General features: G+C 43.9%; 10 protein-coding genes. 6 read left to right on the top strand and 4 right to left on the bottom strand.

All coding sequences use genetic code 11. The annotated features are described in order from the left end of the window. The first annotated feature begins 524 nt into the window (after positions 1 to 524). Positions 525 to 2,162, top strand: coding sequence for a hypothetical protein (locus dnm_RS24085; RefSeq protein ID WP_207678195.1), 1,638 nt, complete (start codon positions 525 to 527; stop codon positions 2,160 to 2,162). A gap of 75 nt (positions 2,163 to 2,237) precedes the next feature. Further along, positions 2,238 to 4,418, top strand: a complete 2,181-nt coding sequence (locus dnm_RS24080; protein WP_207679433.1) for a TonB-dependent receptor plug domain-containing protein — start codon at positions 2,238 to 2,240, stop codon at positions 4,416 to 4,418. 220 nt (positions 4,419 to 4,638) lie between these two features. Here dnm_RS24080 and speB read toward each other — a convergent pair whose 3' ends face one another. Continuing rightward, positions 4,639 to 5,526, bottom strand: coding sequence for an agmatinase (gene speB / locus dnm_RS24075; RefSeq protein WP_207679432.1), 888 nt, complete (start codon positions 5,524 to 5,526; stop codon positions 4,639 to 4,641). 1,231 nt (positions 5,527 to 6,757) lie between these two features. Between speB and dnm_RS24070 the strand changes: the two genes are divergently transcribed. From dnm_RS24070 to dnm_RS24055, 4 genes are all read left to right on the top strand, one after another. After that, positions 6,758 to 7,564, top strand: coding sequence for an SAM hydrolase/SAM-dependent halogenase family protein (locus dnm_RS24070; RefSeq protein ID WP_207679431.1), 807 nt, complete (start codon positions 6,758 to 6,760; stop codon positions 7,562 to 7,564). A gap of 20 nt (positions 7,565 to 7,584) precedes the next feature. Then, positions 7,585 to 8,928 carry a L,D-transpeptidase family protein gene (locus dnm_RS24065; protein WP_207679430.1) on the top strand — a complete coding sequence of 448 codons (1,344 nt, stop codon included), beginning with the start codon at positions 7,585 to 7,587 and terminating at the stop codon, positions 8,926 to 8,928. Beyond that, the gene (locus tag dnm_RS24060; RefSeq protein ID WP_207679429.1) at positions 8,892 to 9,809 is read left to right on the top strand and encodes a hypothetical protein; all 918 of its coding nucleotides are present in this window, start codon (positions 8,892 to 8,894) and stop codon (positions 9,807 to 9,809) included. The genes dnm_RS24065 and dnm_RS24060 overlap by 37 nt, the downstream gene beginning before the upstream one ends. A 78-nt stretch (positions 9,810 to 9,887) precedes the next feature. Beyond that, complete coding sequence (locus tag dnm_RS24055; protein ID WP_207679428.1) at positions 9,888 to 10,373, top strand: bactofilin family protein; 486 nt, start codon at positions 9,888 to 9,890, stop codon at positions 10,371 to 10,373. Between the two features lie 291 nt (positions 10,374 to 10,664). Here dnm_RS24055 and dnm_RS24050 read toward each other — a convergent pair whose 3' ends face one another. The 3 genes from dnm_RS24050 to dnm_RS24040 all read right to left on the bottom strand — a co-directional run bounded on the left by dnm_RS24050 (position 10,665) and on the right by dnm_RS24040 (position 14,133). Then, positions 10,665 to 11,828 carry an SO_0444 family Cu/Zn efflux transporter gene (locus tag dnm_RS24050; protein ID WP_207679427.1) on the bottom strand — a complete coding sequence of 388 codons (1,164 nt, stop codon included), beginning with the start codon at positions 11,826 to 11,828 and terminating at the stop codon, positions 10,665 to 10,667. 769 nt (positions 11,829 to 12,597) lie between these two features. Beyond that, positions 12,598 to 13,554 carry an RluA family pseudouridine synthase gene (locus dnm_RS24045; protein WP_207679426.1) on the bottom strand — a complete coding sequence of 319 codons (957 nt, stop codon included), beginning with the start codon at positions 13,552 to 13,554 and terminating at the stop codon, positions 12,598 to 12,600. 51 nt (positions 13,555 to 13,605) lie between these two features. After that, on the bottom strand, positions 13,606 to 14,133 hold the full coding sequence (locus dnm_RS24040; RefSeq protein WP_207679425.1) for a CarD family transcriptional regulator: 528 nt from the start codon (positions 14,131 to 14,133) through the stop codon (positions 13,606 to 13,608). Positions 14,134 to 14,151: the final 18 nt, after the last annotated feature.

Raw genomic sequence — 14,151 nt, 5'->3', positions numbered from 1 at the left:
CGGACGGGGTTTGCAACCCCGTCCGAAACGTTTGCAGGCGGCGATCCGGAAAATATTCCGGACGGGGTTGCAAACCCCGTCCGGCAAAATCAGAGTTAATAAAAACAGTAGGTTGTAATCTTAGCCTGATGCATATGGGGACGGCCAAGCCTTGTAAGGGCGGCATATTTTAGCAACAGGTTCGCAGTCGCCGGCCAAGCCCCGCGGGGGCGGCATATTCGCTACTGCTACAAATATGCGGCCCCCACAGGGACCGGTCGGCCCTCCCCTAAATCCGTTATAATCAGAAAAACTTGATTATCGAGTGATAACTTAAAAATAGGATGACAGATGTGAAAAACAAACATATGGGTTTTATATTGGGGCGTCTAAAAACAGCCTTTTTGGCTTAATTTTTTTAACTACAATTTGGACCTCTTCATGTAATCAATTATAGATTCATCTTGATAATATATAGTTTGATTGTTATTTTAACATATTTACCATACTATTATGTCAATATTAATAAAATTACGAGGATTATTATGAGTTCAAAGTCCAAATTGATAAAAAGCAGAGATAACTGGAAGAAAAAAGCGATTGAACGTGGCAAGAATGCACGTTATCATGAAAAAGAAAAGCGCCGTATTAAAAAAGAGCGTGATAAATACAAGAAAGATGCCGATGAAGCCAGAAAACAACTGGAAAAAGAACGTCAGAAAAATACTCAGCCTGTTCACAACAAAGAAGAACTTATCTATATTTGTTTGAAGCTTTTTATAGTTGCTCATATAAGTTTCCGAGCGGTACCGAGAGTTCTCAGAGTTCTTGCTGATTACTTGGGAATAACAAAAGTCCCATGTGTTCAGACAATTATTAACTGGGTCACCCGATTATCCGTAGCAAGACTCCGAAATGCCGTCCCGCTGCGCGGGGCTGAAATTAACAGCAATCCGTTTTCCAACGGCTTTGTTTATATAATAGATATCAGTATTGCCTTAGGAAAAGGTAAAATTCTTACTTTGCTGTCATTGAATGCTAACCATCATGATTTGAATGAAACCGCTCCTACTCTTAAAGATGTAAACTGCGTTGCTGTTTCAGTAGCAGTATCCTGGACTGGTGAGGCCATAGCTGATTTTTTGAAAAAAGTTATCGGTATCGGGGGAATGCCGGTAGCATATCTCAAAGACGGAGGAACAGACCTTGCCAAAGCTACCAGGCTTTTGGCGGAACAAGGCCTTCCCAGTGTCAGCATTGACGATATATCACACACTGTCGCTAATCTTTTAAAACATGAATATCAGAATCATCCGATGTTTGATATCTTTATCTCTGCGGTCGGTAAAGTTTCAAAAAAATTCAAACAGACTGTTCTTGCCTGTCTTGCACCTCCGAAGGTTTCAACAAAATCAAGATTTATGAACCTCCGCCGCCTGGTGAATTGGGCGGCTCAGTTGCTCAGACATTCTCCGAGAGGTCGTGCCCCAAAGGGATCCGTCCTTTCAAAGCTGCGAGCAGGCATTGATCAGATTCCGAGGTGCAGAAATTTTATAGAATGTTTTCTTCGCGACTCAGGTACTCTTTCAGAATGCCAGAAAATACTTAAAACTAAGGGGCTTAACCTGGAAACTTATGAAGAAAGTAAAAAGCTGCTTGAAGCCATTCCTCCGCGATCATCTGTGCGTACAGGTTTTACTAATTGGTTAGACAAACATATCATAATTGCCAAGGAGCTTAAATTAGAAAATATAGGAATGCCAATAACTTCTGATAATATAGAGTCTCTGTTCGCAGTTTCAAAGCAACATGGAACCGGAGAGATAAAAGACGCCAATCGCATAGCTCTGCGCATGCCCGCCATGTGTGGTGAACTGACCAGAGAAGATGCCCGAAGAGTCATGAATATCAGTCTCAGAGAGCAACAAGAATTTTCAGAGTCTTTATTTTCTTTAACCAAACAACGTCGTAAAATCCTGGCAAACCCTGGCAGTCTTGAAATACTCTCGGATAAAACAGCAGAAAATTCTGAGTTTATTCCGGAGTCCGAAAAACGAGCAAAAAAAATTATAAATATAAATATTTCAAGTAATTGTAAAAAAATAACCGGCCCCCTGACCGAGTTGGAAAATCGAGCTGAATCGCTCCCGGAAATTAAGATTTCAGAGGCGGCATGCGGATAAAGTTTTTTTAGGTCAGAGGGATGGTCCAAAAAGCAGTCAAGAAATCGGAGTGAATTTAGACGCCCCAGTTTTATATTGTTGGTAATTATCCTCATCCACATCACCTGCGGGTTTGCAGAAGAGATCAACCAAACCACAGAAGATGAATTAGACGCAGAATTAAAATGGGTTCATGCGGAAGCATACGCCGGAGACGTTGTGACTGCTTCCAAAAAAGCCCAAAAAATTTCCGAGGCACCGGCAACGATTATTTCAATTACTCAGGACCAGATTGAAGCCTATGGCTGGAAGGATTTAAAAGACATTTTCAGGGCATTACCAGGTGTAGATGTCTCGTACAATGTGCAGGGCGAACTAAAAACGCTTGTGATCATGAGAGGCGTCCTGGGAAACCAGAAAATACTCATTCTGCAAGATGGTCATAGATACAGCCCTGCCACTGGTGAACGTTTTTTATATGGTCACAACATCCCCCTGAATATCTGCAAACGAATTGAGATTGTTTATGGTCCGGCTTCCAGTTTATACGGAGCGGACGCTTATGCCGGTGTTATCAATTTAATTACCAAAACCGGGGCAGATTATGACGGCGCGGAGCTGAACGCCGGTTATATATCAACCGGAGCTTATACCAGTAATCTTTCCTTTGGTAAAAAAATAGATGACAGTACCGATTTTTTAATATCTGCCCGAGTGTTCCGGGGAGAAGATCAAAAACTTCACGAAGACTATGATGAGTATGCTGCTGTCCACTCTTATCAGGGAAATCTCAGGTTTCTTGAAAATGACTATCCTGTGAAAAACTGGAACCTGTTTTTTAAGCTTCACTATAAAAAATTCACGATGGGAGGAGACTGGCAGCATGTATTAGAATCAAACGCGGCTGTATCTCTGCCTGAAACCTATGCATATGTGGAAGATTTTGTATGGGGACAGGATATGAGGCATTTTTATGTTGACCATGAATCTTATTCAAGTAACACTCTGAATATAAGAACCTCATTTTTGGCGGGTGATTATGAACTGAATCCTGCAACGAATTTTTTTGTTGTCAGCAAGGATGATGAGGGCAACTTAACAGACGGCACCCCAGCTTATAAATATGCTTATTCTTCCTATTTGAAAGGTGAAATACAAGCGGACTGGGATATTACCGAGAAAATGTCAGCTATGGCAGGTGTATCCTATGAAAAAGTGGTATCCTTTCCCAAAACAAAAAATCTGGAAGAACCATTTAACAGTGATGGCAAACGGGAAATTGATTATCGTGATTTTATTGACCCTAATGGTTATACTTTTGGTGTCTTAGGATTTGAACAACCTGTTTTTGGGGAGCGAAACTTCAATAATCTGGGTTTGTTTGTTCAGGCGGAATATAAATTTTCAGATATGTTCAAGCTCGACGGCGGTATCCGATACGATTATAATACCATCTATAAAGAAACTGTGAATCCCCGACTGGGAGTGATTCTTGATCCCATTAAAAATCTGACAGTCAAATTTTTATACGGAACAGCGTATATCCAGCCCTCTAATTTTTTCCGATATGAAAATTTTGCAAACCCTTTTATTATGCACATTCCCAATGAAAATATCAGACCCGAAGAATTGGAAAATTATTCCTTGGATATGTCGTACATCATCAGAAAAGATTTTGCTATTCAGGCAACCGCGTTTTTTAACAAAATGAAAAATATTATCAGACCGGTCGAAGCCCCTGCCCAGGAGGATAATTATCCTTATTATAACCCGTACAGAAAAGATCAGGGTTATGTTCAGTACAACGGAAACCAGGGAGAAATCGAAAGCAAAGGCGGAGAACTTACGTTAAAGCATAAGACAGACCGATTTTTAACCAGTTTGTCCTATTCTTATGTCACAGGTGAAGATAACGAATTCGACATTCCCCAAATATCAGCCCATAAGGCCACTCTGAACTCAAGTTATACTGGTGAGAGATGGATCGCAGGACTGACCCTCAGATATTATTCCGATGTCAGCACAGACAAAAATAATTATAAGTATGGAGATGCGGAAAAAGGCGGAGATGAGACATATGTTTTTGACGGCGCGTTTGTCACTTATCTGAATCTAGCTTATAAGCTTAATGACAGTCTGTCATTAAATCTGAATGTTGATAATTTGTTCAACACAGAACACTATGCAGGGGTTCCTTTTGACGGTTCCCCTGTACTCGTCCCCCGAACCCCTCAGCCATTGAGAAAAATTTATATGGGATTTAAATATTCTTTCTAAACAACCGACAACTCGTGCTCACCCTTCTATGCCCGTATCCTGCCTGATGTTTATAAGTTGGAAAACATCAGACTCCATGATCCTCACGCTGATGCTGGTGGTTGCAAATCTCGTCCATAAAACCCCCGTCCGGCAAAAGGCAAAAACACTCCGTCCGAAACCTTCCTTGCTGATAATCGGAAAACATTTCGGACGAGGTTACAAACCCCGTCCGGCAGTTTCAAGTTTCAAGTTTCAAGTTTCCAAAACAATAGACAAATATTTTTGTAGCAATTTTAGCAGCGGTAAATTCAGATACCTGAGTGCCTTTGATTTTGGCAAGTTCATTAATATCTGCTGCAACAATCTTTTTTTTCCGGCCCACCGCTTTTATCAGACGGACAACCTGTCTGTAAGAAAGTCCTCCGGGTTCCGGCGTTCCTGTTCCCGGAATTACGGACGGGTCAAGTCCGTCAAGATCAATGGTCATGTAAACTTTTTCCGGCAAAGCATCTGCCACCTGTTCCATCCAAGTATTATCCAAAGGATCGGTCTCATGAGCATAAAAAGGCTTAAATCCCTTTTTTTTAACAAATTCTGCTTCTTCCGGTGAAAAGGAGCGTATCCCCACCTGAACCATGGGAAGTTTTATATCCTCGGCCACCCTGCGCATTACACATGCGTGATTATACCTGCTCCCGTTCCATTCGTCTCTGAGGTCGAGATGGGCATCAATCTGAAGTACACCCACATCCGGATAAATCGCGGATGCGGCCATCATCGGCCCGATGGATATCGCATGATCACCGCCCAGAGATAAAAGAAATTTGTTTTGTCTCATTACATTTTCGGCTGCACTTCTCATTTGCTTCACAGCCTGCTCCGGGTCATCTGAAGGAATAAGAGGGGGCAGCGTATGAATATTCATAAGGCCCCAGTTGACAAGTGATTCTTCATCCAGACACTCCAACTGGGCAGATGCGTTCAAAATATAAAAAGGCCCCTCTCCGCTGCCGGTTCCGTATGAAGGGGCGTTTTCATAACAAAGCGGCAGCACCACGATTCTGGCGCTCTCAATATCCGGGATTTGAAATTCATTTCCGCCAAACGGTATGAAATTATGCATCATTTGTCATTAAAAATAAGTGTCAGGTGTTAATCAGTACATGAGCAAACGTTTTTATATCTTTTCCTGTGAACGGAGGATAAACCCGGCTTTTTCCTGCGAAGGCGAGAGCATCATCCCGGGAAAAGCCCGGTTTTTTCCGGGCAGATATCAGAAAACCTGATTGTAACGGATTTAGGGGAGAGCCGACCATGCCCTGTAGAGGCGGCATATTTCCAGCAACAGGTTCGCAGGTCCTCCGCCGGGGCGGCATGTTTGCCTGCCATCACAATATGCCCGCCCCTGCAGGGCTTTTTACCGGCATCCCCTAACTCCGTTATAATCGGCAGAAAACTTATGGTCTGGTACTTATTAATGCCACGAAGGCACGAAGGCGCGAAGTCTCACGAAGGCTCTACCGTGTCCCTCTGTGTCTCCGCGGCATTGTCTTTCCGGTCAGAAAAAAGCCGCACATGGTCCGGCTTCTGAGAATGTCACGGTTTTCCGATTTTCCCCGGAATGGCGGGGGCTTCCCCTGAATCCGTTATCATCAGAAAATTTGTCATCCCTGCTATGGTTTCACAAGACAACCCCCCCGAATATGCGTATTTTCGTTCAGAATTCGTTTTGCCGGACGGGGTTTTTTGCCGGACGGGGTTTGCAACCCCGTCCGGAATATTTTCCGGATCGCCGCCCGCAAACGTTTCGGACGGGGTTGCAAACCCCGTCCGGCAGCCGTCCCTCATTCTTAGCCTGATGCATATGGGGGCTTCCCCTGAATCCGTTATCATCAGAAAATTTGTCATCCCTGCTATGGTTTCACAAGACAACCCCCCCGAATATGCGTATTTTCGTTCAGAATTCGGAAAAAAGGTGAAGGACAACAGCGCCAAAAATAATCCGTATCCGAAATCAGGCAAATTAAGTAATGACATGATGACCGTTTGTCAATAAAAATGGTCAATCGTTACAGAAATTTTTTCAGGAAATCCTCGGCACAAAGACGGCTGTTATGGTTTTCCATGGAAAGAATAAAAAACTTGATATCGAGTTTTACTTTTGTGAAACTAGGTATTATAATACATCTGAATTGCTGTAATAAAGAACCTTGAACAAAACGAATTGTTTTTTATCAATAAACGCTCATGAAAAAGCCGGGTTTTTCGCCCCCGGTCATAAAAATATTTTCAGAAAAAAACCCGGCTTTTCAAAATGTATTTTCACGGTAAAGAAAAGAACATAGGTTTAAGTTATCATGGTAATCACACTGCTGACAGATTTCGGCACTGATGATGAATATGTGGGAGTAATGAAGGGGGTTATCCTGTCTCTCAATCCCGCTGCGACGATTATTGACATTACCCACAGTATTGATCCCCAGGATTTAACCCACGCTGCCCACACGCTTGAATCTTCCTATCAGTATTTTCCCAAAGGCACGGTGCATGTTATTGTGGTTGATCCGGGAGTGGGAAGCGGGCGGGCCATTCTTGCCGTCAAAACAAAAAAATATGTTTTTCTTGCCCCGGATAACGGCGTACTGACGCGTATAATGGATAGCGAAATTATTAATTCGGTGATTCGGGTTGACAAATCAGAGTATTTTTTAGAAAGTGTAAGTCAGACGTTTCATGGCCGGGATATTTTTGCACCTGTTGCCGCGCATATCACAAGGGGTGTTCAGATAAAACAATTAGGAACTCCGGAACACCTGAAAAACCTTGTGCGTCTGAGGATTCCGAAACCATACATTTCAGATAGCGGTGAACTTGTGGGAACCATTGTATCTGCTGACCGTTTTGGAAATCTCATTACCAATATTGATTTAAACACCCTTGCCACATTTTGCAGGGAACAGGCCGAGGCTGTTTCCATCCGCATCGGCAAAAATGAAATTATCGGTTTATCTCAAAGCTATGCAAGCGTAAAATCACAAAATCCCCTTGCTATTATGAGCAGTCGCGGCTATCTTGAAATTTCAGTGAATTGCGGGAATGCCAGACAACATTTTAGGGTTGGAAAAGGGGATACAGTTACCATAAAAAGACACATTCAAATCTGAAAGGAGTCATAGACATTTAAATGCAAGTACAACGATTTGGCCTTGTAGGGCTGATAAAGATTTTAACAGGATTGATCATCGGGATGATGTTCATCAGTTCCGGTGCTGCCGCGTCTCATGATGAAGCGGCGAATTCCGAACAAATACCGGACATGCTCATCCCGCTTGATTCGGGAAACGGTGCTGAATATGCCATAGTGGTTGAAAAGGAAACTCAGCAATTATTTCTCTACGCGAATGACGGAACCGTCAAAGAAGTGTTACGCATGAATTGTTCCACAGGTAAAGTCACTGGCGCAAAAGCTGTGGCCGGAGATCTTAAAACTCCGGAGGGGATTTATTTTTTTATAAAAGAGCATAAAGACAAAGACCTTGGCCCCATTTACGGCACAAGGGCCTTTCCCACAGATTACCCGAACCTGCTGGATCATATTGCAGGTCGGACCGGCAGTGAAATCTGGCTTCACGGCACGAACAAACCTTTGAAGGTAAGGGATTCCAGCGGGTGTGTTACTTTGGAAAACAGTGACATAGACACGATTGCAAAATATATCACCCTGAACAGAACCCCCATTATTATTGTGAAAAAGCTTTCCTATGGTCCTTTTGATGTTAAGCTTGAAGCCAAAACATCCGTTCTCAATATTTTTTCAGAGTGGAAAGACGCGCTTGAAAACGGAACATATCATGACTATTTAAAATTTTATGATCCGGAATATCTGCCGGATATTTCGTGGTGGTCTGAATGGAACAAGATAAGAAAGACTATTCATACGGCTCCTGAGCCGTTCTCTGTTGAACTGGAAAACATCCTGATTATCAAATATAATGGGACGTATGTTGTACTGGCAGATCAGGTCATAAATTTCTCGGGAAGAGAGATTCAGGCCGGGATCAGAAAATTTTATCTCACAGAAGATCACTTCAGAATCATTGGCGAAGAATATCAGGGCATGTCGCAGGCACGCAGGGATAAACAGGACAATCCGTTTATGATGGCATGCCGCAATTTGGGAACCAAAGAGGATAAACATGAAATTGCAAATATGCTTGATGACTGGCTGAAAGCATGGTCTTCAAAGGACATACAAGAATATGGAAACCATTATGCAAGCGATTTCCAATCTCAGGGCATGAACTTGAAAGCGTGGCTCAGGCATAAAGGCCGGCTAAATAAAAAATACAAGTATATCCGTGTTTCAAAAGAGAAGCTTGTTGTAAAAAAGAGCAAACAAAGACGCGTCGTTTCCTTTGTTCAGAAATATGAATCCAATGCTTTCAAAGCCGTAGGCATAAAACAGCTTATATTAAAACGTGAAGACGGACAATGGAAAATTTATCGAGAGACCTGGAAAAAAATCTGACCACATTCACCCCGCCAAAGCATTCAAAAAGGGGCAAACAGGGCACCTTTTTGCTTGTGGGAAGCGACGGAGAAGTCAGGCAGGTCCGATGGGTAAAAGGGCTGCTGGTCATACTGGTGGTTATGCTGATTGCCGCGCTGATTGCCGCAGGTTGTTTTTATTTTCTTTATATAAACATGACACAGGAAAAAAACCGTTTGCAGGCCAGTTTGGACGAATTACAACAGCAGAAGGCCGCTTTGCAGGTCAGAAAAGAGGCTCCTGTTATCCAAACGCCTGTTGTGGCAGAATCAAAAAGTGAACCCGGGCCAGTTCCGGTGAGGAAAAAACCTGCTGAAAAACCAGTTCAGGCGGCCCCGCCTCCGGAAATTGCTTCTGTCCAAGAAAAACCTGAAGCGGATGAGGTTCTCCCTAGGTCGGATGAGACCGGAGCGGATGCGAATGATAAAGAAAAAAATATATTGGTTGCTGACGCACAGCCGGAAGAGAAAAAACCTGTTGAGCCTGAAAAACCCCTGCGTGTTTCAGCTGAGAAATTTAATATTTCTTATAATAAACGGAGAAGAATCCTGAGAGCGGAGTTTGAGATAAGAAACGTTGATCGAATTTCAGGGCGGCTCTCAGGACATGCCATTATGATATTAAAACCGAACAGAGGGGGGCAAAGAAGATGGCTGACAATGCCGCCTGTGAAGCTTGTTTCAGGAAAGCCCACTGGCGAAGAGCCTGGTGAAACATTTTCAATTTCCCATTTTAAGACTTTAAAATTTCAGGCTAAAAATCAACGCTCATTGAAGCGATTTAAAACTGCCACAGTGTTTGTGTTTACAGACACAGGAGAGTTGTTACTGGAAAAGGATTTTCCAGTAGCAACAGAGTAAAATCATCATTTGTCACTTGGCATCTGTCATTTAAGCCCTGGGAATGACCAAGTCCCAATGACGATCAGGAGAACGATAATGGCGAAAAAGGAAGAAAGTTTTTCTATTCTCGATAAAGGCCTGACGTTTGAAGGTTCAATTTCTTGTAAAGGAAAGGTTATCATAAAAGGAATTGTAAAGGGCACGTTTATAGGAGAAACCGTGGTTATTGGTGAAGAAGGCGCTGTTTATGCAGAGATGAAGGCCGGCAGTGTGACCATCGGCGGACTGTTTGAGGGAAAAATCAGAGCATTGGAGGAACTGGTTGTGCTTTCTACCGGAAAATGTGAAGGTAAGGTCACATGCAAAGATATTATGGTTGAACCCGGGGGAATTTTAAACGCCAAAGTCAGCTCCCTTAAAATTCAGAAGTCAGCATTCAAAGAAGACTTACCGCTGCCCTCAGAGAAAAAAGAAGTGTCATCCCCTCCTTTATTAGAAAAAAAAGAAGTCCCGTCATCTCCTTCATTAGAAAAAAAAGAACCCCCGCGCCAGTCAGCAAAGTCTAATAGCAAAAAAAAATGATTTTCTTTCAGGAGCATTGGTTAAATGCCCGTTCTGTGTACAGGATAAAAAAGAAACCCGGCTTTTTCCGGCAGAAGAAAATCGCTCTGTACAGGATAAAAAAAGAAACCCGGCTTTTTCCGGCAAAAGGAAATCGCTCTGTCCGGGGAAAAAGCCGGGTTTCTTCCCCCGTTGCAGCTTTTTGTCCTGTACACAGATGCCCGGTGATGAATTACCGGGCTGTTCTCAGTCGTCCATAGGGGATTTGCATCCCTTGAAAAATCAGGACCGACCCGGCCCTTCGTGACAACCTCATGTGGAACTCCGGCACTCTGGTGTTTTAAAAGGCGACAAAGGCGAGGCAGGAGATGCTTCATCGCTATGATGGTGATGATCATGAGATGTTTTAATAAAGAAGCTTTTCAGTCCCAGGTAAAGCGGCTTTACCGACAAAATAAGCAAAATAGCTGCTCCTGCCAGCCGGGCTGAATAAGGAATCATCTCGGATGCCTGGCCTGCCACAGCCTGTGCTGAAAGTCCGAATCCCATATACACCTGATCCAGAATCAGCCCGAACCCCACTGAAAAGAGCGCTATCGTGGTCAGATAAATGGCAGTGGCCCGTTTGCCGAGAATTCCGAAAAGAACAGTAAGGGACGTGACATTGGTGGCCGGGCCGACCAGTAAAAAGACCAGCACTGCCCCGGGACTGACGCCTTTGAGAATCAGCGCGGCCGCAATGGGAGTTGATGCGGTCGCGCAGATATACAGAGGAATTCCCACAGCCAGCATGACGAGCATGGACAGCAGACCGCCTCCCAGGTACATAATCATCAGTTCTTCAGGAACCAGGACCGTAATAAATCCCCCGAGGATCACTCCCAGCAAAAACCAGCACGCCATGTCTCCCCATAAATCGCTTAATGCAAATCTGAGTCCGGCTCCCAGTTTCTCTGCAAAGGAATGGTGATGCTTATGCACTTCCGGCGGGCAGTCAATTCCGTCACAACATCCGTCAACAGTGCAGCTCAGGTCCGCAGTTACCTGATTTTTACCATGTCCTGGCGCGTGGAGAAGGTTTTCAGTCAGGCCCGCTGTAATTGCTGTAAAAAAAGCGGCCACAGGCCGGGCAACAGTCATAATCGGATCCATCAGCGCATATGTGATGGCAATGGAGTCCGCACCGGATTCCGGCGTTGAAATAAGAAAAGCAGTGGTGGCACCGCTGTTTGCGCCCTGCTTTTTAAGAGAGACCGCGGCCGGTAATACCCCGCAGGAACACAGCGGAATAGGAATCCCCAAAATCGCCGCCTTAAAAACCGATGTAAAACGTCCTTCTCCCAAATGCCTGGCCACGGTTGCCGGGCTGAGAAAGACCTTTAACAATCCGCCTACCAGAATGCCAAAAAGAATATAGACCGAGGCTTCCAGCAACAGATTCCAAGATTCAGAGAACACACTGATTATAAAATTCATAAGTTAGTCTCCTCTTGTAAAACATTAAATCGGAGGAGTACGAAAATTTTATTTTCGCATATCATAAGGGAACTCGAAACAAATAATATATCCGATTCAGGAAAATGCAGGGTGGTGCAGCAAAGCGAAATCCACCGGACTTTTCGGACAGATCATTTTTTAGGAGATTCCTGAGTCTGTCACTTTTATAGCTTTTAAAACTTGGAACAAGCTGATTTGTCAGAGACAATCTTTTCTTAAAAGCTATATGCGAAAATAAAATTTTCGCACTCCTTTTTAAAAGACCCGTAGGGGCGATATATTTGTAGCATTTATTTTCAAAATGCAAAAACCTGTGTCCGGGAAGAAACCCGGGTTTTTTCTCCGGATAAGCCACCTTTTGCCGCCGGAAAAAGCCGATTTTTTCCGCTACCTGTCTTTTTTTATCCCGCACACAGCCCGGAAATTTTTTCGATCTGCCGACGATATATTATAAAAACTGTCCAACGTATTATAATATTTTTTCATACAGTGAGTGATAAGCGACATCAGGTGTGAAAGTTTTAGCAATCAGACATAAGCCACAACTCGCACATTTTTCTTTATCTTATTTCAACGTAACCACATCTCTGAGACAAGTCAAATCTCCCATTATTAAAATTCCCCTTTTTCGAATCAAAGAGACTTCCGAAGTTGGCACTCTTGCACAAGCACTGATGAATGAGATTTTGTGTCCTGATATCCGGGGGACTGAACGGGATTCGTGACTAACACCTTTGCAGGACTACCCTCAGACGTTTCTCAGCGCATTTAACAGGCTGTCCATATCATTGGGAAGCGGGGACTCAAAACACATTTTTTTTTCTGTAACCGGATGCGTAAATTCAAGATGCCAAGCGTGGAGCATCTGTCTCGGAGCAGATTGTATAAGAAGTGACAAATTTTTAGGAAGGTTTTTCCCTCTTTTACGGGTACAATAGACATCATCACCAATGACCGGATGGTGAATCGCGGCACAATGGACTCGGATTTGGTGGGTTCGCCCTGTTTTCAGCCTGATTTTCAGCAAGGCTGCCTCTTGAAAACGTTCCCTGATCTTCCAAGAGGTTTCAGCAGCGCGGCCTTTTTTACTGAATGTTGACATCTTCTTCCGATGAACCGGATGCCTGCCAATGGGAAGTAAAATGACACCGGAATCTGTGCGCGGTTCACCATGAACCAATGCCAAATAGGTCTTTTTAACTTCCCTTGACTTGAACTGCGACGCCAGACATTCCTGAGCGTCAGCATTTTTTGCAACTACCAGAGCCCCGGACGTATCCTTGTCAAGCCGATGCACAATTCCCGGTCTCAGTTTTCCCCCGATCCCCTCCAGATCAGGACAGTGATACAGCAAAGCATTAACCAGCGTTCCCGTGTAATGACCCGGCGCAGGATGAACAACCAGCCCGGGGGGTTTGTTTATGACGATCAGATGCCCGTCTTCATACAGAATATCAAGCCCGATGGGTTCAGGCTCAAACGGAACAGGCTCGGGAGGCGGGATATGGCCGCGAATTTCATCCCCCGCTTTTAATTTATATCCGGGCTTTTTCACGGCCCCCTGAACCCTTATCTCCCCTCTGAGGATCAGCGCAGCCGCGAGGGTACGGGAACACCCGGAGACATATGACGCGACAATGGTGTCTGCCCGTTTACCCGCATCGTGTTCAGTAACATGGATCGTGAATACATTTCCGTGGATCATCTTGACTGTTCAGGGGCTAAAAAAAGAATAAGACAAGCCAGGAAAGACAGCTTACTGGGGAACACTGAAAAGCAGCTCAATCTCTGAAAGAATCGTCTTTTCATCCGTATCTCTGGCTGTGGAAAGTTCTTTTACCAATAAAACCTGGGCAGTATCATAGAGCTTTCGTTCACCAAAGGATAAGTCCTTTGACAATTTCAGAAGAAAGAGATCTCTGAATACCTCTGCCACGTCATAAAGAGAACCGGTTTTAATTTTATCCATATATTCTCTGTACCTGCGATTCCAGGTCTGATTATCAACGATTGTTTCCCGCTTTTTTTGCATGACTTCGTAAATTTGCGGAATTTCCTTTTCACTGATAACATCCCGTAAGCCCACAGACTCGACATTCCAAGTGGGAATCATGATCACCATGTCATTCTCAAGAACCTTCATGATGTAAAAATCATGTTCCTCACCGTTTACAACCTTGCTTTCAATGGCTTCAATCCGTCCCACGCCGTGAGCAGGGTAAACCGCAAGATCACCCACATGAAACTTTCGTACCTTTTTTCTCTCTTTTGTTTTTTTCTTCATTTTCCCGCCGATTTATAT

The organism is Desulfonema magnum, assembly GCF_017377395.1.
Taxonomy (GTDB): domain Bacteria; phylum Desulfobacterota; class Desulfobacteria; order Desulfobacterales; family 4be13; genus Desulfonema_C; species Desulfonema_C magnum.
This window is presented reverse-complemented; position numbering and strand designations above follow the sequence as displayed.

What these genes read in the sequence shown, in the direction of transcription:
- dnm_RS24085 (WP_207678195.1), top strand. Translation starts at nt 525, where the DNA reads ATGAGTTCAAAGTCCAAATTGATAAAAAGCAGAGATAACTGGAAGAAA.
- speB (WP_207679432.1), bottom strand. Translation starts at nt 5,526, where the DNA reads ATGATGCATAATTTCATACCGTTTGGCGGAAATGAATTTCAAATCCCG.
- dnm_RS24070 (WP_207679431.1), top strand. Translation starts at nt 6,758, where the DNA reads ATGGTAATCACACTGCTGACAGATTTCGGCACTGATGATGAATATGTG.
- dnm_RS24065 (WP_207679430.1), top strand. Translation starts at nt 7,585, where the DNA reads ATGCAAGTACAACGATTTGGCCTTGTAGGGCTGATAAAGATTTTAACA.
- dnm_RS24060 (WP_207679429.1), top strand. Translation starts at nt 8,892, where the DNA reads ATGGAAAATTTATCGAGAGACCTGGAAAAAAATCTGACCACATTCACC.
- dnm_RS24055 (WP_207679428.1), top strand. Translation starts at nt 9,888, where the DNA reads ATGGCGAAAAAGGAAGAAAGTTTTTCTATTCTCGATAAAGGCCTGACG.
- dnm_RS24050 (WP_207679427.1), bottom strand. Translation starts at nt 11,828, where the DNA reads ATGAATTTTATAATCAGTGTGTTCTCTGAATCTTGGAATCTGTTGCTG.
- dnm_RS24045 (WP_207679426.1), bottom strand. Translation starts at nt 13,554, where the DNA reads ATGATCCACGGAAATGTATTCACGATCCATGTTACTGAACACGATGCG.
- dnm_RS24040 (WP_207679425.1), bottom strand. Translation starts at nt 14,133, where the DNA reads ATGAAGAAAAAAACAAAAGAGAGAAAAAAGGTACGAAAGTTTCATGTG.